Genomic DNA, 21,987 nt, shown 5'->3' with positions numbered 1-21,987 from the left:
AGGGCTGATTCCATCCATTGGTATGGGTGTACATTCATCACAATACGACAACTAACAACCTCAATTCGCGTTATTTAGCGATGAGGTTATTTGTCGTTTTAATATTTTGTGTGGACACTAAGGACGAACGTTTGAACTGTAAAATGATAATTAAAAGGATAATACAGCCAGTACCTAACCATTGATAGATACCGAAGGGTTCATTCAGCCAAAGAACTGTAGTACCCACTGCCGCCAAAGGTTCGGCGCTCCCTAACAAGCTGGTCTCATGAGGCGTGAGGTATTTCAGGCTGGCAATGTAGAACCAGAACGCGAGTAGTGTTCCAATCAATATGGAAAACAACAAATAACTATAGGTCACTGGTGTCAGCAGTGTAAGGTGGATCTTCCATGGCGCATGAACAAAGCTCATAGCCACTCCTCCAATTACCATGGCCCAGCCAACAACCACGAGAGAATCAAACTTGTTAAGCAGTCTGACCGCATACAATGTATAAAATGCGGCAGATACAGCCGACAACAATCCCCAGATCACCGCTGGCTGGGAGACGGATAACTGATTCAGAGAGCCATTTGTTAACAGAAGGAAGCATCCCACAAGCGCCAGAACAGCGCAGATTATATGTTTGGCTGTAAGCAGGGATTGTTTACGCAACACCATGTATACCATGATCATGACAGGAGAAAGATATTGCAAAAGTGTGGCGACAGCCGCATTGCCGTGATCAATGGAAGCCATGTAAGTGTATTGTACAGCCAACATGCCGACCAAGCCAAAGATAATAAAGGGCAGGGCTGTTTGTTTCGATTTCCAAACTTCAACAATCTGAGAACGGCTACGTGTAAATAATTGCAGTAAAAGAAGAAGGATACCGGCACTTAACAATCGCACGGTTACATACCAATTAACATTGATATGGTGCATTTGAAATAGATTTTGAGCCACCGTTCCTCCGACACCCCAGCAGGCAGCTCCTGTCAAAACCAGAAGTATACCTTTGAACTTGGGTGTTGACACTATTGATTTCATGTTTATTCGCCTCGCCTTAAATATAAGAATAATGATATACTAGGACAGGATTAATTTAATTAATATCAAGATTACTCAAAAAAATATAACAATATTGAGATGGAAACGATGAGGACAATAAAATTTGACATCGATCAACAGCTAAAGGAAATGACAGAACATCGTACAGATGATCTGTCTATCGCTTGTTACAAGACCACTATATCCGAGCATGCACAAGGGTATATTCCTTTGCACTGGCATGATGAATTGCAGTTTGTAGCTGTGATTCAAGGTGAAGTGTTATTTCATATTAATGAACAGCAAGTAGCGGTTACAGAAGGAAATGGGGTATTCATTAACAGCGGCATGATGCATATGGCAGAGGATTGGAGTACGGGCGATCCGAGCATTTATCTCTGTTTGAATGTGTCCCCGCAATCACTGGCCCCTGCCGAACTTTACATGAAATACGTACACCCGTATGTAACAGCAACGAATTTGCCATATCTTATGATCGAAAAATCTAACTCCTGGGGAGAGCAGCTTCTTCAGAATATCGCTCTTGTGAGACAAGAAATTGAAGAGCAGGCTCCATATTATGAACTGAACATTGCAGGAGCTGTGCTGGAGATCTGGAAAAGGTTAATTATGAATGGTTACTCACTCGAACATAACGAAACAGAGATGATCCGTAGCAAACGTATGAAGCATATGCTGATGTGGATTCATCAAAACTATGCCGAGCCGCTCAGGCTGGACGATATCGCAAAGGCAGGTCAGTTAAGCCGTGCGGAGACCTGCCGAAACTTTCAGCAAATACTGCGTACGACACCCATGCAATATGTGCTGGATTATCGTATCCGAAAAAGTACAGAGCTTTTGCGTTTCTCACAGCGCAGTGTCACCGAAATCGCGTATGAGGTTGGGTTTAACAGTACCAGCTACTTCATCGAACAGTTCCGAAAAATGATGAAAATAACGCCTTTACAGTATCGAAGGGAAGAGCAGAAGGGAAGCTAAGATGAGGATAATGAGATACGTAGTTTTTTCTTCTTTCCAACGTCTTTGGCACCCCACTGTCCTTAGCCTTCCGCGCACGAGTTTCCATTCTTCCCCTGCTCCCGCCTGTAAGTTTCTTTCATTTGGTTTGGAAAAGAGAGGGAGGCAAGCCAGCGGAGGGAAGGAATCGGTAAAAGGAGCGAAGCGAGCGCGTTTATCACGGGATTTCCTCCTTATAAAGGAGAAAATCAGAAATCCGGGGATAACCAGCGCCCGATACCGATCCATCCCGTAGCGTCCAGCGCCTTCCACGTTTTTTCCTCTCAGTACGCCTAACGACACCCACATGTCTTTCTCCTTCCATGCACCAGCATTCAGCCTTTTCCCCCTGCCCGCCCCCGCAAGTTTCTTTCATTTGGTTTGGAAAAGAGAGGGAGGCAAGCCAGCGGAGGGAAGGAATCGGTAAAGGAGCGAAGCGAGCGCGTTTATCACGGGATTTCCTCCTTGAAAAGGAGAAAACGAGAAATCCGGGGATAACCAGCGCCCGATACCGATCCATCCCGTAGCGTCCAGCGCCCCCTCCACACTCTTTCCAATTTAAATGTAATAAATTTGCACATTCTTCAAATACTAACCTAAATTACGCAGTAAAGGAGTGCTTTGGATGTCCCAGACACCCACTCCAACGGTCTACGTTCGCATGCGCAGCCGGATTCGCATTCAGAGAGGGCGAGCGGTCAAACTGAGGGATATTGCCCACGTACTGGCCTCATCCGAGGATCAGGAAGAAAGGCTACTGGAACTTGAGCTGTTGCAGCCCGGACCGGAGGACGGCAACCTGATCCTTATTGACATCTTGCAGATTATTCCCCGGCTTCGGCAACTTCTGCCGGATGTGAATGTGGAGCTGATGGGGTCCGGGCATACGTTAGTTGAAGTAATGGCAGGTAGTGGTAAGGCTTCGAAATCCTTGTTTATCCTGGTATGGTTGTTGCTATTCTTCGGTTCAGCACTGACCATTATGAATTTTCACGCAGACGTGAATATGCAGGAAGTACAGATTCGCATCGTAGAGATGCTGACAGGACACCGGGATGAGCATCCGTACTTATTTCAGCTCGCCTATTCCCTTGGGATCGGCTTTGGCATGGCGGTATTTTTCAACCATCTATTTAAGAAAAAGTGGAATGAAGAGCCAACACCGCTCGAAGTGGAAATGTTCCTTTACCAGCAAAATGTAGACCAGTTTGTCGTCATTGAAGAAACCGAACGGATGCATGAGCAGAATCAAAGGGAGCTGAAAGACGATGAGCGTGCTTAACGGAGCGATCAGTATTGTGCTTGGCATTGCCGGGGGAATCGCTGTGGGGAGTGGTGTTATTGCGCTTATTCTTGTACTCGACATGATTCCCAGACTGGCTCAAGTGACCCAGTCCTATGACAAAACGCATTGGTACGAGGGTGCTCTCATTGGAGGTTCGCTGCTGGGCACGGTAGCTGATTTCTGGCATTGGAAAATGCATGGCGTCATGTTGCTTAGCCCGATTGTCGGACTGTTCTGCGGAGTTTTTATTGGCCTGCTGGCTGCAGCCCTGACAGAAGTACTAAACGTGCTACCGGTTCTGGCTAAAAGGCTGGGCATGCGGTCGTACTTGTTTGGATTATTGCTCGCGATGATTCTGGGGAAAATGACAGGCTCACTGTTTGACTTTTTCGTATATCAGCGGTAAATCGGCATGAAGGTTAAAGGAGGATGGACATGGACGAACATACGGATCAGAGGAATGACGAGCAAGGTGACGGGGTAACGGAAGAGATGATGCACAAGTCCGCTTACGAGATTCAGAAGCAAGAAGAGGAACGAGCCCATCAGAAAAAAAAGCAAAACGAGATGTCCGACAGCGTTGAGGAATCCGTTGAGTACTGGCAGCACAATGATGATATATCTCCTCGCATGGCAGACATTAAATATACACTAAAGCAGGTGCTGGGACTTGGTGAATCGTTTGATGTTACGTTAAGGGAGATGGTGCTCGGCGGTAAACACGTGGGGCTGCTGATGTTGAGTGGTTTTGCGAAAGACGGGATTTTGCTTGAAGTGTTAAAACGGTTAACGTATCTCTCGCCGGATCAAATATCCGATCACGCGCTTAAATCCTATTTTGAATGCTACATTCCTCATATCCAGGTAGAACGCGTAGAGAAGATGAGTAATGTCATCAGTAAAGTATTGATGGGCATGAGCGCCATTTTCGTGGAGGGAGACCGCTCTGTTCTGATTATGGACACCCGGAGTTACCCTGTTCGCTCACCCGAGGAACCTTCACTCGAACGGGTGGTTCGCGGATCGCGGGACGGTTTTACCGAAACGCTGCTGACAAACGTAACCCTGGTACGCCGCAGAATACGGGACCCCGGACTGAAGTTTGAGCTCATGCAGGTAGGGCGGAGAACGCAAACCGATGTATGTGTAGTTTATATTGACGATATAGTGGATAAGGTGCAGGTGGATTCGGTAAAGGAAAAAATACAACGAATCGATATCGACGGCATTCCGGCCGCCGATAAACAGTTGGAGGAAGCGATTATCAACAAAGGATGGAATCCATTTCCCCTTGTTCGTTATTCGGAACGTCCTGACGTTACAGCTTCCCACCTGCTGGAAGGACGAGTCGTTATTTTTGTAGATACATCCCCCAGCGTAATGATCTTGCCGACAACCTTTTTTGATCTATGTGAACATGCGGAAGAGAACAGGCAAACGGCTCTTATGGGAACCTATCTGCGCTGGGTACGTTTTGCAGGCATCTTGATCTCTCTGTTTCTATTGCCACTATGGATGCTGATGGTCATCGAGCCTTCACTGAAACCGATTGGATTGGATTTCATCGGCCCACAGGAAAATGTGAAATTACCGATTATTTTGCAATTTCTGCTCATTGAGCTGGGCGTAGACTTATTACGGATGGCTGCAGTTCATACACCGACACCGCTGGCTTCGGCCATGGGTCTAATTGCGGCTATATTGGTTGGAGATATTGCGGTAAAAACGGGGTATTTTGTCAATGAGGTTGTGCTATACATGGCTATTGCGGCGATCGGAATGTTTGCTACACCGAGTTACGAGTTAGGACTGGCGAACCGATTGGTCAGATTATTGCTACTGGTTGCGGTTGCGATATTCAAGGTGCCGGGTCTGGTCGTTGGGACTACGTTGCTGATTGTGGCGTTGACCATTCACCGTTCGTACAACTCGTCGTATCTTTGGCCATTTATACCGTTTAATGCAAAGGCTTTTGGCAACTTCTTGTTCAGGGTTCCATTGCTTGTCAGCAAGAAACGTCCATCGTTCAACAAAACACGTGACAACACCAAGATGTCAGAGGATCCCGACGGTGAATTGCGAAAAAGTAAAAAACACAAATGATGTGCCGAAAAATCCATTCATCTCCCGGCTTAATTTGATATACTGGTGTAAAATCAATGGAATAATAACTGTTCCAGTATACAAAAAGTGAGGAATGCAGACGATGTATTTACACGGTACAAGTAGAATAAATGAGCAAGGTCACCTGGAGATTGGTGGAGTAGACGTTACAGATATGAAAGAGCAATTCGGAACACCGCTTTATGTTGTGGACGAGCAATTGGTTCGCGAGCGTTGCAGAGAGTACATGGAAGCATTCCGCGCTTCAGGCTTGGGCTTCCAGGTTGCATATGCGAGTAAAGCATTTTGCGTTATGGCGATGTGTGCTCTTGCAGCAGAGGAAGGTCTTTCTCTGGATGTTGTCTCTGACGGAGAACTGTTCACAGCATTGCAAGCAGGCTTCCCGGCAGAACGCATTCATTTCCACGGCAATAACAAAACGATTGAAGAGATCGAAATGGCGCTTGACGCTGAAATTGGATGCTTCGTGGTTGACAACTTTAACGAGTTGCATCTGCTCCAAGCTGTCGCCGCGGACAAAAACCGTAAAGTTAACATCCTACTGCGTGTAACGCCAGGTGTTGAGGCGCATACGCATGAATATATTTCGACAGGACAAACGGACTCCAAGTTCGGTTTCGATATCGGCAACGGTACAGCATTTGAAGCGATTGAACTCGCAGCCAAACAGCCCAACCTGGTATTGCTCGGGGTGCATTCTCACATCGGCTCCCAGATCTTTGAAGTTGAAGGATTCCAGATGGCGGTTCAACGTGTTGCTGAATTTGCAGCAAGTGTATATGAGCGCCTTAATGTGGCATTCAAAGTCGTAAACCTCGGTGGCGGATTCGGAATCCGTTATATTGATGGGGATACGCCGCTGGAAGTGGCTCAGTACGTGAAGGCCATTACTGACGCGGTAAAAAATCATTTTGCACAAATCGGCTATGCAGTGCCTGAAATTTGGGTTGAGCCAGGCCGCAGTATCGTAGGGGAAGCAGGTACAACGCTTTATACCGTTGGAACGAGCAAAGACATTCCAGGCGTGCGTAAATATGTAGCTGTAGACGGTGGGATGACGGATAACCCACGTCCTGCATTGTATGAGTCCAAATATGAGGCCGTACTGGCAAATCGTGCAAACGAAGCGGCAACAGAAACGGTATCTGTAGCGGGGAAATGCTGCGAGAGCGGTGACATGCTGATCTGGGATCTGGATCTGCCAAAAGTGGAGAGTGGTGATCTGCTTGCCGTTGCTTGCACAGGGGCATATAACTATTCCATGGCAAGCAACTACAACCGGATTCGTCGTCCGGCAGTTGTGTTTGTCAAAGATGGTCAAGGCGATGTAGTAGTACGCCGTGAGTCATATCAGGACATTATCCAAAATGACCTCGTGCCAGCGCGTATTGGCAAACAGCCAGTTACTCGTTAATTCAAATTCCTATAGCAATAGATGAGGACGGAAAGGGCTTGCCCTTTCCGTCCTTTGTCGTGAATATTGCATCTATTTGGTATGCTTATAGGTTTGTACTTGAGAGTAGAAAAATCAAAAAAATAGCTCTTTCTTTTGCGATTCGGCTCTTTTCGGTGTACACTAAGAAAAGTGCTGTAATGCTTGACCACAAGTTTGGTATTGCGCCACAATTACTTTGTTCAAAATTGAAAGGAGTCATTTACATATGGCGAAACAAGCGAAAATTAAATTGGCAAACGGCGGAGAAGTTCTGATTGACCTGTTCGATCAAGAAGCTCCAAATACCGTAGCAAACTTTGAAAAATTGGCAAACTCCGGATTCTATAACGGACTTGTTTTCCACCGTGTAATTCCGGGCTTCGTAGCTCAAGGCGGATGCCCTAGCGGAACAGGTACTGGCGGCCCAGGTTACACCATTAACTGTGAGATCAACCCGAACAAACACGAGCGTGGAACACTTGCGATGGCACATGCTGGCCGCAACACAGGCGGAAGCCAGTTCTACATCTGCTACCAACCACAGCCACATTTGGACGGACAACATACGGTATTTGGTAAAGTAAGCAAAGGCATGGAGTTTGTTGATGCTTTCGAAGGCCGCGACAAAATGGAAACCGTTGAAGTTGTAGAAGTTTAATTCCAACTGAATTCTGCTCGGCGGCATCAAGTTAACCCCTGGTACATTCCTATTACGGAAGTACCAGGGGTTTTGTGCATTGTACAACCATTTTGCATAGTTGCCTTGCGATGTGTTATCAAAAATAAGCTTAAAGGAACTGGCGGAATAAGTTGATCGTAGGTTATTCTAGCAAGGTACAGACTGTTGAAACCGAATACATGAGGTTTGACAGCGCACTGGATATACTGAGCTTACATGTTTTCAAAACTACTGTGAAAGGATGTTGTTACTTTGACTTTAGATTTGGTACAGCAGCTTAAATTACTTCAACACATTTATAGTGAGAGCACGATTTGGGACGAGGAGTTGCGTGCTTCAAGACATTATATGCCAGAGGACGTATCGGCGGAACAATTACAGGCACTAGAGGTTGCTGGACATGAGCCTAATCATTTTGAAAGACCGCAGCATGAGGAGACGATCCGAGAACTGAGAACCTTGGCTGAGCGTTGGACACTTCAGGAGGCTGCTCAGGCGTTTGTGGCTTCTCTATGGTCAGCGCCGATGATCTGGCGTTCACTTCTTACAGGAAAACTGATCGCAGCCAGTATACCTGACCATGAATATAGTCCATATCCTTCCAGTCATAAGTGCCAGATCTGTGGCTTGGATGTGAATGACGGAGTAGATACCTCCCTTCAATGGTACTGGCGAATGACAAACGGCACACCGCTGGATGGAGACATTTTTGGACATGTACTGGCTCTGAGAGAAATGGCCGCTTCGCAGGAGCTTCCAGTACCGAATGAGTATGATCGCTGGACGTTACGCGCGGTGTTAACGGTACTGCGTAATCTGCCGCCCAAGACTCGGTACAGCAAGGCAACGGATGCGCTCAAAAAAGAACAACTGCTACCTACGAAAAAGGTATATGTTTACCGCGACCTGCTTGAAACGCTGGCGCTGATCGGCATTCTGGACACACCAGAACAACCAGGAATGATTACAGCTTTCACCTCATATGCAGAACGCGACAAGAGACCTAATACCCGCGTTGAGGTACAAGCTCCCTTGGCATGGTGGGATTCATCTGTAGGAATCAACGAGCACAATTTGAACCTGATCTTTGATGAATTCGACTGCAGTGATGTATCCCTTGAGAACAAGCCTGAACCGAATCCACTGGCGAGTGAGACCGTTATTGGTGCATTTGAAAGCAGACGAAGTGTAGGTACTAAGGCGAAGGTGCCGAAAAAATCTCCGGATGCCGGTACAGGTAAAGTGGAGCCTGGAGACGTATATGCAGTGAAAGTACTTAGTGGTTCTTGGGTTACTGTATATTGTCATGAAGTGAAGGACAAACGTACCATAGTTGAATATCTGGATGGCGTGTTCCCCGATATGCCGGGAAAAGAAGATCTTATTCTGACCGTTCGTCCAAGACCGGATGAGCGCTGGCAGTGTTCGGCCATTGGAATAGACTCGACCAGTTGGGTTAGAAGAGTAGCCCGCGATATGCCTGCTCCCAATGCTTCCCAGCCCAAACCTGAGCGTGTTCCGTTTCACGCTGCGAAGGATTTGAGGCACATGGCAAGCTGGTGTTTTCCAAACCTTTAGAATTTATTTTTCAATGGGTGATGAAGTCTTTGTCTCGTATAAGATGAGGGTTTTGTAATATAAATGCTTATTAAAAGTTAGTATGTGACAAAAAGAAACAAAAATGAATTGATTTTTTGACATTAAAGTGCTAACATCCAATTAATAACGAAAGCGATCCTTCAGGGCAGGGTGCAATTCCCTACCGGCGGTGATGCGTGTTGGGGTTTATTTCTACCGACATGGCAAAGTCCGTGACCTGTCTGCTTATAGCAGATGGCTGATCTGGTGTAATTCCAGAACCGACAGTATAGTCTGGATGGGAGAAGGAGTGGGTGTAAGCCAGTGTGGTTGCACTCCGCGGGAGTGATGTCGCATAGCATTCAGCTCGTTTGGATGAGATGTGTGGAAGGCTTGTTTATAATGAGTTTTCTGGTACACAATACCGTTATATAGAAACTCTTCACCTGATTTTTCTGTATATCATTCTATAGCTCGAATGGGTATGCAATAAGGTATGTGTTTGTTTTCACTTACCTGTTAACCGGTTTTGGTGAAGTGTCGGTATTGGTGTGTTTCATCTCTCCTGCAGATGACAGTAGTCTTCCATCATCCCTACCTGAACAGATTGTTCGGTGGGGATTTTTTAGTTCAAGATTATAACCGCGGGGTGAACGGATATGGAAATGATCAATGATGAATTTTATATGGCGTTAGCACTGGATATGGCAGAACGGGCACAAGGACAGACTGGAATTAATCCTGTCGTGGGATGTGTCGTTGTTAAAGAAGGACGTGTTGTTGGTCTTGGAAGCCATCTGAAACGAGGTACAGGCCATGCAGAGGTTCATGCGCTGAACATGGCTGGAAGCGACGCGGAGGGTAGCACCGTTTACGTAACACTTGAACCTTGCAGTCACTATGGCAAAACGCCACCCTGTAGCGAACGTTTGATTCATGAGAAGGTTAAACGGGTGGTGGTCTGTTGTGAAGATCCGAATCCGCAGGTTTCCGGTACAGGCATTAGTATGTTGCGTCAACAAGGCATCGAAGTTGAAGTGGGTGTTTTGCGCGAACGCGGAAGACGTATGAATGAAAAGTTTATCAAGTTTATTACAACGGGCCTTCCTTTCGTTACCCTCAAAACAGCTTCTACGCTGGATGGAAAAATTGCTACGCGTAGCGGGGACAGCAAATGGATCTCCAACGAACTGGCGCGTGAGATCGTGCATGCGCTTCGTCATCGTCATCAAGGCATTATGGTCGGCGTGGATACGGTAATCGCCGATAATCCGGAGCTGACCACCCGTTTGCAGGTAGAAGGCATCAGTCCGGTACGGATCGTTGTGGATTCCAAGCTGAGGTTGCCTGTTGGCTCCAAAATGGTCAAGGACGGACTTGCGCCAACTTGGGTGCTTACAACCGATGAAGCTAGCCGGGAAGCGGCTGAGCGACTCGAAGCTTACGGTGTTGAAATTATTCGCTGTGGGCCTGGACCACGCGTAGATTTGCTGCATGGGCTGAGCAAGCTGGGAGAGCGGGATATTGGCTCGATTCTGCTGGAAGGCGGCGGTACATTAAACGGTGCGATGCTGGAAGCAAGGCTGGTAGATCGTCTGCTTATGTTTATCGCTCCCAAGATTGTGGGTGGATATGATACCCCGGGAAGTTTCCGTTTTGAAGGCGTAGAGCGCATGAGTCAGGCGATCCAATTGCATCAGCTGGAAATTGAGCAAGTTGGAGATAATATTAGCATTGGCGGTATTCCGATTTGGCCAGAATAGGAGGAAGATAGCATGTTTACGGGTTTGGTGGAAGAAGTCGGTCAGATCCGGCGCATTGGCCGTAAAGGTGAGGCTCTGGTTCTGAACATCGCTGCTTCTGTCATTATGGACGATCTCAAAATTGGTGACAGTGTTGCGGTTAACGGGGTTTGTCTTACCGCAACCACGCTGGAAGGCGGAGGTTTTACCGCAGACGTCATGCCGGAAACGTATCGGCACACCAATCTCAGTCAGCTTCAATCCGGCAGCAAGGTTAATCTGGAGCGTGCCATGTTATCGGATGGACGATTCGGTGGTCATATTGTGCAGGGACATGTGGATGGGACTGGTGTTGTCGGTAGCATTACTCGGGATCAGAATGCAGTTGTTTTCGAGATCAGGCCGGGTGACCATGAACTTTTCAAATATTTAATTCCAAAAGGTTCGGTCACTTTGGATGGAATTAGTCTAACCGTAGTGCAGACGACTCAAAGTTCATTCACCGTTTCGATTATTCCTCATACGATTGGGGAGACGGTTTTAAATGTCAAAAAGACAGGAGATACCGTCAACATTGAATGTGATATTTTGGGGAAATATGTAGATCATCTGTTGCAATACGGCAAGGGTCATGCGGAGACGAGAACAGGCAAGCCAAGCAGTATTAGTGAAGACTTTCTCTCCAATCACGGGTTCGCATAAAATTAGAAGAGACAGATATAAAACATAGAACTGGAAACAGGAGGTGTAGCTGATGTCTGAACAATCCGAGCCATCCATTCTGGATTCAATTGAGGCAGCCATTTATGATTTGATGCGGGGTAAACCTGTAATCGTGGTCGATGATGAGGATCGGGAAAATGAAGGGGATTTTATTGCTTTGGCTGAAAAAGCAACCCCTGAGGTCATCAATTTCATGATTACCGAAGGTCGAGGTCTGGTCTGTGTTCCCATTACGCAGCAACGGGCGGACGAATTAAATTTGAAGCCGATGGTTCAGCAAAATACGGATTTTCACGGGACTGCTTTTACGGTCTCTGTGGATCATAAAGACACAACGACGGGGATCTCGGCGCATGAGCGTTCCATTACCGTTAAAGGCTTGATTGATCCGAACGCGAAAAGCAGTGATTTTCGCAAGCCGGGTCACATGTTTCCGCTCATTGCCAAAGACGGCGGAGTGTTGCGTCGTGCCGGACACACGGAAGCGGCAGTTGATCTGGCGATCATGTGCGGCTCTTACCCCGCGGGTGTCATCTGTGAGGTGATCAAGGAAGATGGTACGATGGCCAGACTTCCTGACCTGCAGGAGATTGCACGTAAGCATGATTTGAGACTGATCAGTATCCAGGACATGATTCGTTACCGGAATGAGAAGGAGAAGCTGGTGCAACGTGAAGTTTCCGTGCGTATGCCAACGGATTTTGGCGAATTCCAGGCGGTGGCGTATACGAATGCAGTGGACAATAAAGAACATGTTGCCTTGGTCAAAGGGGATATTGACGGTTCCAAACCTGTGTTGGTTCGTGTTCACTCCGAATGTTTGACGGGCGACGTGTTCCACTCTCACCGTTGTGACTGTGGCCCGCAGTTTGATGCGGCGCTGAAGCAGATTCATGATGAAGGTAATGGCGTACTGCTCTACATGAGACAAGAAGGCCGCGGGATCGGTTTAATCAATAAACTCAAGGCTTACAAGCTTCAAGAAGAAGGTCTGGATACAGTGGATGCCAATCTGAAGCTTGGTTTTGCTGCTGATCTGCGTGATTACGGGATTGGTGCACAGATTTTGAAGGATCTTGGCGTTCGTCAGATTCGATTATTAACGAATAATCCACGCAAAATCAAAGGCTTGGAAGGATACGGTCTGGAAGTGGTAGAGCGTGTACCGATTCAGATGCAGGAGAATGAAGATAATACAGCTTACCTTCACACCAAGCAAGCCAAATTGGGGCATATGCTCAAGTTTGATGATATCGAGCAAAATGAAGAGTAATTACAGCGAATCATGATGATTTTCTGATATGTAAATATTGGAGATTCCACATGTTCAAATTGTAGCACCATAACATCATATATCAACAGGGAGATGACGATAATGCCTAACTATTTTGAAGGACATTTGGTATCGGAAGGTTTAAAATATGGCGTGGTAGTTGGACGTTTTAATGAATTTATTACGAGCAAGTTGCTTAGCGGAGCGCTGGATGCATTCAAACGGCACGGCGTGCAGGACAATGAAGTAGATGTAGCTTGGGTGCCGGGAGCGTTCGAAATCCCGCTTATCGCTCAGAAAATGGCCGAAAGCGGCAAATACGATGCGGTTATCACACTCGGGACGGTTATCCGTGGATCAACAACACATTATGATTATGTGTGCAATGAAATGGCCAAAGGGGTAGCGGCAATTAACCTGAAAACAGGGGTGCCGACCATCTTCGGATTGGTTACTACGGAGAACATTGAACAGGCGATCGAACGTGCTGGAACGAAGGCAGGCAATAAAGGTTGGGATGCAGCCACAGCTGCAATTGAAATGGCGAACTTGACGAAACAGCTAAAATAGTGCTTATTTAATAGTAGTGCCCTGCTTTGCGCAGACGAAATCGGGAGACCGGTTTCGGACGGCTGGCAGGGTTTTGTATTTTTCTGGCGGGAGGATTCGTCTAGTGACGGTAGTTACATACAAACTGGAGACTTTTGAAGGGCCTTTGGATCTGTTGTTGCATTTGATCGATAAGGCTGAGATCGACATCCAGGACATTCCCATCAGCGATATTACCGATCAATACATGGCGTATCTGCATTCCATGCAGGAGCTGGAACTGGATATTACAAGTGAATTTCTGGTGATGGCAGCTACGCTGCTGTCCATCAAGAGCAAACTTTTACTGCCCAAACCACCGGTAATCGAGGATTTCGAGGATTATGATTATATGGAAGACGAGGATTATGATCCGCGTGCCGAACTGATTGCACGTCTTATCGAATATCGCAAATATAAAGGGATTGCGCGGCATCTTCATGAGCGGGAATGGGAGCGCAGTCTTATTTTCTCCAAAGAGCCTGAGGATCTGCGCCCTTATATGCCTGTGGAGGAGCAAACGAATCCGGTGCAGGGGTTGCATACTTCCGATCTCATCGCGGCCTTTCAGAAAGCGCTGCGTAAAGCGGAGAAGCGTACAACAGTCACCCGGATCAAAAGGGACGAAATATCGGTCAAGGATCGCATACGCGAAGTTATGGGTGCCTTGGAGCGTGTAGGCCCTGGAGGGCGCTTGTTATTTTCCAAGCTTATGGATGATCAGATATATCGCCATGAGATCGTGGTTACGTTTCTGGCGGTGCTGGAGCTGATGAAAATGAAGCAGATTGTTTGTTACCAGGAGCGCTTGTTTGAGGATATCGTTATGGAGTGGAGAGGGGAAACAACGAATCATGGATTTTCCGAAATTGAAGTCGATTATTGAGGGCCTTTTGTTTTTGTCCGGAGAGGAAGGTCTAAGTGTCAAACAGATTGCCGAAATCGTCGACCAGCGGGTTGAACTAGTTACGGATGCGATCGAGGATATGATCGGTGATTTTGCCCGGCAAGGGAGAGGGGTACAGATTCTGAAGATTGCGGGGGTCGTGCAGCTGGGGACATTGCCAGAACATGCGGCGTATTTTGAGAAGCTGGCCTATTCTCCTGCACGTACCTCGTTATCTCAAGCAGCTCTGGAAACATTGGCCATTGTAGCTTACCGTCAGCCCATCACACGTGTGGAGATTGAGGAGATTCGTGGCGTAAAATCGGAACGTGCGATCCATACACTCGTGAATAAGGATCTCATTGTTGAAGTGGGGAGAGCGGAAGCGATTGGACGTCCGATTTTGTACGGAACTACGAAGTCATTCCTTGATTATTTCGGACTAGCTTCGATTAAAGATCTCCCCGAACCGGGTTTGTTTGAAGATTCTGAAAACTTGGAGGAAGAAACGCAGTTGTTATTCGACAAGTTGGATATGAAACAGCCGGATGTCTCGGATACAGATGTGCAACGTGTGTTTGATTTCCAAGAGGAAGCAGCATTCCCTGAAGAAGATATCGCTGTAGATCCAGACGATGATTCTTCGGGTTCCTCCTCCTGATAAAAGCTCAACAAGTAATGCTATATAAGGACAATGTGGAGATCGATCCACGTTGTCTTTTTGTGTTTTTTTCAGAAGTAGCGGTGAGGTTGTCTGGAATGGTTTATACAATATAGTGCAGTTCGATAGTACATTTCGGCAAAAATTGGAGTATTTCATGTCATTCGTGAATTTTTTCCAGCAAGGAATGCCATACTAGACATGATAAGAATCGAGGGCTTGGAGGTAAGGCCTGTGTGGATCTGGCTTGGAGGAATCGGTTTGTTCATCGCACTGCTGATTGCCGCAGTCCTCATCTCAAATGTTCATGTTCATGTTATATTTCGCAAACATAAGAGCGATGACTACGCAAATATCAATGTTCGACTGCTGTATGGCTTCGTGCGGCTGAATTACGAAATTCCGAGCATTGTTTTCCGAAATATGAAAGAAGGCTTCTTGCTTAAAACAGAACAGTCTATGAACCATTCCCGAGGAGAAGTTTTGGGGAGTGAGCAGGTGAACAAACGAAAAGTAAAAAACTGGGCAAAAGATGTAAAGGTGATGCTTCGAGCAACGGAGGCTCTGAAAATCTGGGTCAGACAGACGCTCAAACGTGTGCATATAACGAATCTGTTCTGGTCTACTGCGATTGGTGTTGGCGATGCTGCATATACAGCAATGCTCTCAGGCTGGTTGTGGAGTGTAAAATCAATGATTGTTGGTTTCTTGACGTATCAAGTGCGTTTTAAAACGGCGCCTGAACTTGAGGTTCTTCCTGTGTGGTCCGAAGAGATGGAATTTCGAACAGAACTCGATTTTAAACTGCGGATTCGTATGATGGCCATCTTCATTGCAGGCATGAGACTGCTTACCCGTGTGCTGCAGGTTGAGGGTGGCTGGCGAATGTGGTTTAAACTTCTTCGGGAGCAACGCCGCAAATCGAAGCAAAAGAAGAAGCATAGGCACATTGTGCAAAAGGAAGCTCGGTAATGCGGAACTTAACTAGACTGAGATTGAATCCATTATATTGGTATTAAGGTCCTGCAAACAATAACGTTCATTACCGGTTCCCTGTATTGATTACATAAGTCCCGCAAGTTTGGGGATGATATGGTTAGATCAAAAACCTATATAAGTTGATTAATCATTGACACATCTTGTTTGTGTTAATCTGCTTAAGCTCAACGCATATAGCTTATATTGAAACTGGAGGGAAGTCACATGTCAGATCATCCAATTCAAGGCTTAATGGAAACTGCAATGGAAAATATCAAGGGCATGGTGGATGTCAATACAATCGTTGGCGATCCTGTAGAAACACCGGATGGTACCGTCATTTTGCCTATTAGTAAAGTCGGATTTGGCTTCGCGGCAGGCGGAAGTGATTTTAATGTAAGTGATGGAAAAGGTAGCAGCGCATCAAGCACAACGGAACATGCTCATTCCGCAAAGGTTGCTTCCCCATTTGGCGGTGGTAGTGGTGGCGGTGTATCCATCCGTCCAATTGCTTTTCTGGTTGTCGGCAAGCAAGGTGTGCACATCGTGCCGCTTGATAATTCGACGCACTTGTTTGAAAAATTGATTGATTCAACACCTTATGTACTCGATCGCATTCAGGAAATGTTCCGCCACCGTAATCATGGCACAACGGAACATGATGTTAGAGTGACAACGGATCATACAACGTATAGCTAAGTCATATGATTAATTCATAATCCCTCTCTCACTTCAAAAGTGCAAGAGGGATTTTTGCTGTTTGCTCAACGACAATTTATTGTATTTTAGGGTGATTCTATTTTAGATGAGACAGAAGTCTGTGAACGGCCTAACCTAAACATCAAATAGATGGAGCAATCCAATAAAATGTATATGTAGAACGACAATAGGAAAATAGATTTGAATGACTGAGGTCTTACATAACGATCCCTCTGGCACTTTAAGGTGCAAGGGGGATTTTTACTGTTTTTTCCTGTGCGGGACATACTCCGGGTTGTCCAGACATAGGATAGTACAAGATTCCAAGCGACCCGGAGGAATGTGGATGCGAAAATTAATGAAGGTTATTGTAGGTACGCTCATGCCTGTACTGCTACTTTCAACTATGGGTGCATCGTCAGTTCAGGCGACCATTGCTGGACCGTCTACTCATGCGCAAAGTGCAGCGCTCATCGATGTGACATCAGGGCGAATTCTGTATAGCAAAGATGGGGACAAGGAGTCGCGCATCGCAAGTTTGACTAAAATCATGACAGCCATCGTTGCGATTGAAGAAGGTAAGTTAGATGTAAAGGTCAAGATTACACCGTCCTCTTTTGCCAAAGAAGGGTCTTCGCTATACCTTAAATTGGGCGAGGAGATGACACTGGAAAATATGTTATACGGTCTTATGCTTCGCTCAGGTAATGATGCGGCTTCGGCAATTGCTGAGCATGTCGGCGGCTCGGAAGAAGGTTTTGTTTTGCTTATGAATAAAAAGGCAGAGCAGATCGGATTGACTCGTTCTCATTTTATGAACCCGCATGGTCTGGATGCCGAAGGTCATTACTCTACCGCGAACGATCTGGCGAGGTTAACGGCTTACGCGCTCCATAACCCGGTATTCAAACGCATCGTGGCAACAGAAAATAAATCCGCCCCAAATCCGAATGAAAGCTGGGAGTACTCCTGGCATAACAAAAACAAAATGCTTCGATTATATGAAGGTGCGGATGGGGTGAAAACCGGATACACCAAAAAAGCCTTCAGATGTCTGGTCAGCTCAGCGACTCGTAACGGGCAACAGCTAGCCGCGGTGACACTTAACGATGGCGATGACTGGAACGATCATGCGAAGATGCTGGATTTCGGTTTCGAAAATTTTCCACTAATCGAGATTGCCAAGCAGGAACAGCCTGTTCAGAACATGGAACTCGTAACAGGGCGCGGATTTAAATACCCGCTCGCCAATGGGGAACAGGAGGACGTAACCAAGAAATTGATTCTGCTGGATAAACGTTCACAGGACGCTGTGACAGAGAAAAAACAATCCACCGATCCTTCGTTTGGACTGGCCGGACGAATTGAAATGCAGTTGAAGGGCGAACCAATCGGCTCGATACCTGTGTATTACAAAGGTAGCTATATTCCGCCAGAGCCGCCCATTGCAGATGCTACTATAGGTGGAATAGGAGAGGTTACGACTTGGGTTTCCGCATGGAAGGCAGTACTAAGCCGACTGTTATCACCTTGATTTTGATTTAAGAATAGAAATGATCGCTATTGTGCTTGCTGTTACTGGGAGGAATGATTTCAATGATCAATCTGATCTGGTTAATGATGATCTTGATCGGCTTTGTTTTTGCAGCAGTGAACGGGAAGATTGAAGTGGTCACCCAGGCAGCATTTGATGGTGCGGCAACCGGTGTGACGGTATGTTTCGGTCTGATCAGTGTACTCGTATTTTGGATGGGAATGATGAAAATGGCCGAAGATGCCGGCCTTCTTGAACGGATTGCAAAGCTTCTTGGACCGGTAGTTGGATTTCTATTTCCCGATGTACCGAAAAACCACCCGGCTATGGGTTACATCTTATCCAACATGAGTGCAAATTTGCTTGGACTAGGGAATGCGGCTACACCCATGGGAATCAAGGCGATGCAACAATTGCAGGAACTGAATCCAGACAAGCAGACCGCATCTCCTGCTATGTGCACACTCCTGGCGCTGAATACCGCGAGTATTACGATTATTCCAACAACGCTGATAGCGATCAGGTTGAACTATCATTCTGCGAACGCCACGGAGATTGTAGGTACAACTTTAATGGCTACCATTATAGCTACGCTTGCTGCCATTATGGCCGATCGCTGGTATCGAAATAGAACTCTTCGCAGATCGCCGCGTATATCCAAGAGCGGTAATCCTGGCATGAAAGGATGAGCAACCTTGTTAACCTTCATTAACTGGATATCTGTCTGGGCCATTCCGGTTATTATCGCGTTTGTTCCATTATATGCGTTTACCAAAAAGGTCCCGGTCTATGAATCCTTTGTTGATGGGGCCAAGGATGGCTTCTCGACTGCAATCAGCATCATCCCACATCTGGTGGGTATGATGGTTGCCATTAGTGTTTTTCGTGCATCGGGGGCACTGGATTTTGTGATTCAGTTCTTCACTCCTCTCGTCTCCTGGATAGGTGTGCCTGGAGAAGTACTTCCGCTAGGTATATTACGGCCATTAACGGGGACAGGCTCACTTGCATTTACAACGGATTTGATCAAAACGTACGGTCCTGACTCCATGATTGGCCGGATGGCTTCTACCATTCAAGGTAGTACGGATACGACGTTATATGTGCTAACTGTGTATTTCGGGGCAGTCGGCATTCGGAACGGACGATATGCGCTCAAAGTTGGATTGTTTTCGGACGTCGTTGGATTTATTGCTGCACTTGCCATTTGTTTGATCGTTTTTGGTTAAACTATTACTCCTTTCCTTCCGATATACTAGTTATGCTAGAATAATAACGGAGGAGAGTGAGACATGCAGAAAAGTTGGAAACGAATGCTCCGTTACGGATTGACAAGTATGCTCGCTATAACGATGCTTGCAGGTTCGACAGGGTTAGCGGGTGCTCAAGCTGAACAGACGATCCATTTTACGGGTTACTTCGACAAATCATTACGTGCTCAAATGGCGACTACAGCCGATTCTTTTCCGGTTGTTAATGTGCGTTTGGTTAAAGCAAATGAACCGGATATGGTTTATTATGACGTAGGAACTTCGATTCTAATATCCAAAGATGAAGTACTAACCAATTACCATGTTGTTCAGGAATTCGCTGAGCTGTCTGGTGGAGATAAAGGGACGCTGACGGTAGCGAGCCCAGGAGCGCTTAATAAGGCGGTTAAAGCTAAAATTATTAAAACAGATCCTGTAACGGATATGGCTTTACTCAAGCTGGACAAACCAATTGACGCTGAACCGGTGAAGTTTGCTGATGCGAGGGACAATCAGGTTGTGTATACCATTGGATTTCCTAAAAATCCTTCGGGAGATCTTGTCATATTAGATGATGATTTGCCTTCAACCTACAACACGATAGCTAAGAGTCGGGTATTTAGTGCTCTGGCTAGTGAAGTACCGGGAAAAGTAGGCATTGGAAGCATCGTCAAAGCAATGGCTCAAGGCAACTCAGGTGGACCAGTGCTTGATCAGAATAAACAGGTCGTTGGCATGATGACGTTTGTATATGGTGGACGGACGTATTTTATTTCTTCAAAGACATTGCAGACATTTGTGAAAGAAGCATCGGTTCCAGCGAAAAAGCCGGTTGTGGTGGCAGGCAAAGTTGCGAATTAAATGAAATACGAATTAAATAGATGATAAGGGTTTACCTTTGCGTGGTCTGATCGAAATCAGCCGTGGCGAGGGTAAGCTTTTTTTGTATATCGAGACTATAAAATATCTGTTCTTGCACATACAAATTAGCGATAAAGCTCGAACGTTTACAAAAACATTGGATAATCCTTGTGATTTCCCGGTTGGATGGGTATCATTAGTGTGAGGTGACATGACAAACATGGAAAGATTACAAAAAATTATCGCACAGGCAGGCATTGCATCCCGCCGCAAGAGTGAGGAACTGATCCTGTCCGGCAAAGTGGAAGTTAACGGGGAGGTCGTAACCGAACTGGGTACGAAAGCAAACCCCGAAGAGGATATCATTACGGTCAATGGAAAACCGATCCGCAGTGAGAAAAAAGTGTATTTGATGCTGAATAAACCTAAAGGGGTTATTACAAGCGCATCAGATCCGGAAGGCCGGAAAATTGTATCGGATTATCTGAAAGGTGTTAAGGAACGTGTTTATCCGGTAGGACGTCTTGATTATGATACCGAAGGGTTGCTTATTCTGACCAATGATGGCGAATTTGCGCACCTGCTGACGCATCCTAAACATCACGTACCCAAAACGTATCTGGCAACGGTTAAAGGGGTACCCCATGGTACGGAACTGGAAAAGCTCAAAAATGGAATTATGCTTGAAGACGGTATGACAGCGCCAGCAGAGGTCGAGTACAAAGATGTCGACACAGCAACCAATGAAGCTGTTATTTCAATTACGATTTATGAGGGACGAAACCGTCAAGTAAGACGTATGTTTGAGGCAATCAATCATCCGGTAACTCGTCTGAAGCGGATTTCGTTTGGAGGCATTTTGCTGCAAAATCTGAAAAGAGGGCTGACACGTAATCTGACCAAAGAGGAAGTTAACAATCTGATTACGCTCGCAAAATCGGAACCCGCCAAAAAAATGAAAAAAAGGTAATGTGAGGACACATAATTTTCATAAAACCGCCGCAGATTTGTGACGAAATTCGCTATAATTGTCCATAGAGTGTTCACAGTTTCTATAACAAGAAGGCAAATCAATATTATCGTCACTTTAAAGGGGAGCAGCACATGGGAAAATCAAGAAGAACGGTGCAAATCGTTATTTTGTGCTTGATCCTGGTGTTGGGTGGATACGCGATTACAACATCGGTATCCGGCTCGAATGGCAAGCCAAAGGAAGGGGATCGAGCCCCTTCTTTTGAACTGCTGGGCCTGGATGGTCAAGTTCATACGTCTGATGAGTATCAGGGAAAAGCGATGGTTATCAATTTTTGGGGCACATGGTGTGAGCCTTGTGTGAAAGAAATGCCTGCTCTTCAAGCGCAGGCTGACAAATGGAAAGATAAAGGTGTGCAATTTGTAGGAATCAACGTTGGAGAAGATCAGATGACGGTAGATAATTTTGTACGGCAGGTGGGTGTTACATTTCCGATTATGTTGGACCGGGATAAAAACTCCGTTCGAGACTATGGGATCTCTCCGATGCCAACAACGTTTTTCGTATCTGAAACGGGAAAAATCTCCACGATTCATATCGGGCAATTGGATTTGGACACACTTGACGCTCAAATCTCACAGCTGGCGAAGCAGCCCTGACAGGAGGTC

Annotated in this window: 22 protein-coding genes and 1 riboswitch; of the genes, 21 read left to right on the top strand and 1 reads right to left on the bottom strand. The window is 46.2% G+C overall.

All coding sequences use genetic code 11. The annotated features are described in order from the left end of the window. Positions 1 to 70: 70 nt before the first annotated feature. Complete coding sequence (locus Q9R46_RS13220) at positions 71 to 1,030, bottom strand: DMT family transporter (protein WP_397386348.1); 960 nt, start codon at positions 1,028 to 1,030, stop codon at positions 71 to 73. Positions 1,031 to 1,138: 108 nt separating this feature from the next. Between Q9R46_RS13220 and Q9R46_RS13215 the strand changes: the two genes are divergently transcribed. The 21 genes from Q9R46_RS13215 to Q9R46_RS13115 all read left to right on the top strand — a co-directional run bounded on the left by Q9R46_RS13215 (position 1,139) and on the right by Q9R46_RS13115 (position 21,978). Next, positions 1,139 to 2,032 carry a helix-turn-helix domain-containing protein gene (locus Q9R46_RS13215; protein ID WP_311280353.1) on the top strand — a complete coding sequence of 298 codons (894 nt, stop codon included), beginning with the start codon at positions 1,139 to 1,141 and terminating at the stop codon, positions 2,030 to 2,032. A 643-nt stretch (positions 2,033 to 2,675) separates the two neighbouring features. Further along, positions 2,676 to 3,332 carry a stage V sporulation protein AA gene (locus tag Q9R46_RS13210; RefSeq protein ID WP_145331785.1) on the top strand — a complete coding sequence of 219 codons (657 nt, stop codon included), beginning with the start codon at positions 2,676 to 2,678 and terminating at the stop codon, positions 3,330 to 3,332. Further along, positions 3,319 to 3,741, top strand: coding sequence for a stage V sporulation protein AB (locus Q9R46_RS13205; protein WP_090922419.1), 423 nt, complete (start codon positions 3,319 to 3,321; stop codon positions 3,739 to 3,741). The genes Q9R46_RS13210 and Q9R46_RS13205 overlap by 14 nt, the downstream gene beginning before the upstream one ends. A gap of 29 nt (positions 3,742 to 3,770) precedes the next feature. Next, complete coding sequence (locus Q9R46_RS13200; RefSeq protein WP_397386347.1) at positions 3,771 to 5,438, top strand: spore germination protein; 1,668 nt, start codon at positions 3,771 to 3,773, stop codon at positions 5,436 to 5,438. 103 nt (positions 5,439 to 5,541) lie between these two features. Then, positions 5,542 to 6,873, top strand: coding sequence for a diaminopimelate decarboxylase (gene lysA / locus Q9R46_RS13195; RefSeq protein ID WP_145331783.1), 1,332 nt, complete (start codon positions 5,542 to 5,544; stop codon positions 6,871 to 6,873). Positions 6,874 to 7,120: 247 nt separating this feature from the next. Next, complete coding sequence (locus tag Q9R46_RS13190) at positions 7,121 to 7,552, top strand: peptidylprolyl isomerase (protein ID WP_145331782.1); 432 nt, start codon at positions 7,121 to 7,123, stop codon at positions 7,550 to 7,552. A gap of 273 nt (positions 7,553 to 7,825) precedes the next feature. After that, on the top strand, positions 7,826 to 9,151 hold the full coding sequence (locus tag Q9R46_RS13185; protein WP_311280352.1) for a hypothetical protein: 1,326 nt from the start codon (positions 7,826 to 7,828) through the stop codon (positions 9,149 to 9,151). A gap of 153 nt (positions 9,152 to 9,304) precedes the next feature. Next, positions 9,305 to 9,465: riboswitch (FMN riboswitch) on the top strand. A 345-nt stretch (positions 9,466 to 9,810) separates the two neighbouring features. Continuing rightward, positions 9,811 to 10,914: a bifunctional diaminohydroxyphosphoribosylaminopyrimidine deaminase/5-amino-6-(5-phosphoribosylamino)uracil reductase RibD gene (gene ribD / locus Q9R46_RS13180; protein ID WP_311280351.1), complete on the top strand. Its 1,104-nt coding sequence runs from the start codon at positions 9,811 to 9,813 to the stop codon at positions 10,912 to 10,914. Positions 10,915 to 10,926: 12 nt separating this feature from the next. Next, positions 10,927 to 11,595, top strand: a complete 669-nt coding sequence (gene ribE, locus Q9R46_RS13175; RefSeq protein ID WP_145413175.1) for a riboflavin synthase — start codon at positions 10,927 to 10,929, stop codon at positions 11,593 to 11,595. 52 nt (positions 11,596 to 11,647) lie between these two features. Further along, on the top strand, positions 11,648 to 12,889 hold the full coding sequence (locus tag Q9R46_RS13170; protein ID WP_311280350.1) for a bifunctional 3,4-dihydroxy-2-butanone-4-phosphate synthase/GTP cyclohydrolase II: 1,242 nt from the start codon (positions 11,648 to 11,650) through the stop codon (positions 12,887 to 12,889). Between the two features lie 102 nt (positions 12,890 to 12,991). Continuing rightward, on the top strand, positions 12,992 to 13,459 hold the full coding sequence (ribH, locus tag Q9R46_RS13165; RefSeq protein WP_090922403.1) for a 6,7-dimethyl-8-ribityllumazine synthase: 468 nt from the start codon (positions 12,992 to 12,994) through the stop codon (positions 13,457 to 13,459). Positions 13,460 to 13,562: 103 nt separating this feature from the next. Continuing rightward, positions 13,563 to 14,363: a segregation and condensation protein A gene (locus tag Q9R46_RS13160; RefSeq protein WP_145331777.1), complete on the top strand. Its 801-nt coding sequence runs from the start codon at positions 13,563 to 13,565 to the stop codon at positions 14,361 to 14,363. Continuing rightward, the gene (scpB, locus tag Q9R46_RS13155; protein ID WP_311280349.1) at positions 14,332 to 15,024 is read left to right on the top strand and encodes an SMC-Scp complex subunit ScpB; all 693 of its coding nucleotides are present in this window, start codon (positions 14,332 to 14,334) and stop codon (positions 15,022 to 15,024) included. The genes Q9R46_RS13160 and scpB overlap by 32 nt, the downstream gene beginning before the upstream one ends. 234 nt (positions 15,025 to 15,258) lie before the next feature. Beyond that, positions 15,259 to 15,996 (top strand): DUF2953 domain-containing protein, encoded by a 738-nt coding sequence (locus Q9R46_RS13150; RefSeq protein WP_311280348.1) that lies wholly within the window; start codon positions 15,259 to 15,261, stop codon positions 15,994 to 15,996. Positions 15,997 to 16,227: 231 nt separating this feature from the next. Continuing rightward, positions 16,228 to 16,701: a GerW family sporulation protein gene (gene ytfJ, locus Q9R46_RS13145; RefSeq protein ID WP_123062207.1), complete on the top strand. Its 474-nt coding sequence runs from the start codon at positions 16,228 to 16,230 to the stop codon at positions 16,699 to 16,701. Positions 16,702 to 17,047: 346 nt separating this feature from the next. Beyond that, a complete protein-coding gene (locus tag Q9R46_RS13140; RefSeq protein WP_397386346.1) occupies positions 17,048 to 18,235 on the top strand; it encodes a D-alanyl-D-alanine carboxypeptidase family protein in 1,188 nt (395 codons plus the stop codon). Positions 18,236 to 18,297: 62 nt separating this feature from the next. Beyond that, positions 18,298 to 18,924, top strand: a complete 627-nt coding sequence (locus tag Q9R46_RS13135) for a nucleoside recognition domain-containing protein (protein WP_311280347.1) — start codon at positions 18,298 to 18,300, stop codon at positions 18,922 to 18,924. A gap of 6 nt (positions 18,925 to 18,930) precedes the next feature. Then, positions 18,931 to 19,464: a spore maturation protein gene (locus Q9R46_RS13130; RefSeq protein WP_145331770.1), complete on the top strand. Its 534-nt coding sequence runs from the start codon at positions 18,931 to 18,933 to the stop codon at positions 19,462 to 19,464. A gap of 63 nt (positions 19,465 to 19,527) precedes the next feature. Continuing rightward, positions 19,528 to 20,346: a S1 family peptidase gene (locus tag Q9R46_RS13125; protein WP_145331769.1), complete on the top strand. Its 819-nt coding sequence runs from the start codon at positions 19,528 to 19,530 to the stop codon at positions 20,344 to 20,346. A 220-nt stretch (positions 20,347 to 20,566) separates the two neighbouring features. Further along, the gene (locus Q9R46_RS13120; RefSeq protein ID WP_123062202.1) at positions 20,567 to 21,316 is read left to right on the top strand and encodes a pseudouridine synthase; all 750 of its coding nucleotides are present in this window, start codon (positions 20,567 to 20,569) and stop codon (positions 21,314 to 21,316) included. A 134-nt stretch (positions 21,317 to 21,450) separates the two neighbouring features. Further along, a complete protein-coding gene (locus Q9R46_RS13115) occupies positions 21,451 to 21,978 on the top strand; it encodes a redoxin family protein (protein ID WP_145413182.1) in 528 nt (175 codons plus the stop codon). Positions 21,979 to 21,987: the final 9 nt, after the last annotated feature.

Origin of the sequence: Paenibacillus sp. RRE4, from assembly GCF_031844205.1 — a bacterium.
Lineage (GTDB): Bacteria > Bacillota > Bacilli > Paenibacillales > Paenibacillaceae > Paenibacillus > Paenibacillus xylanexedens_B.
The sequence above is the reverse complement of the archived record's forward strand: the minus strand, read 5'-3'. Positions and strand labels throughout refer to the sequence as shown.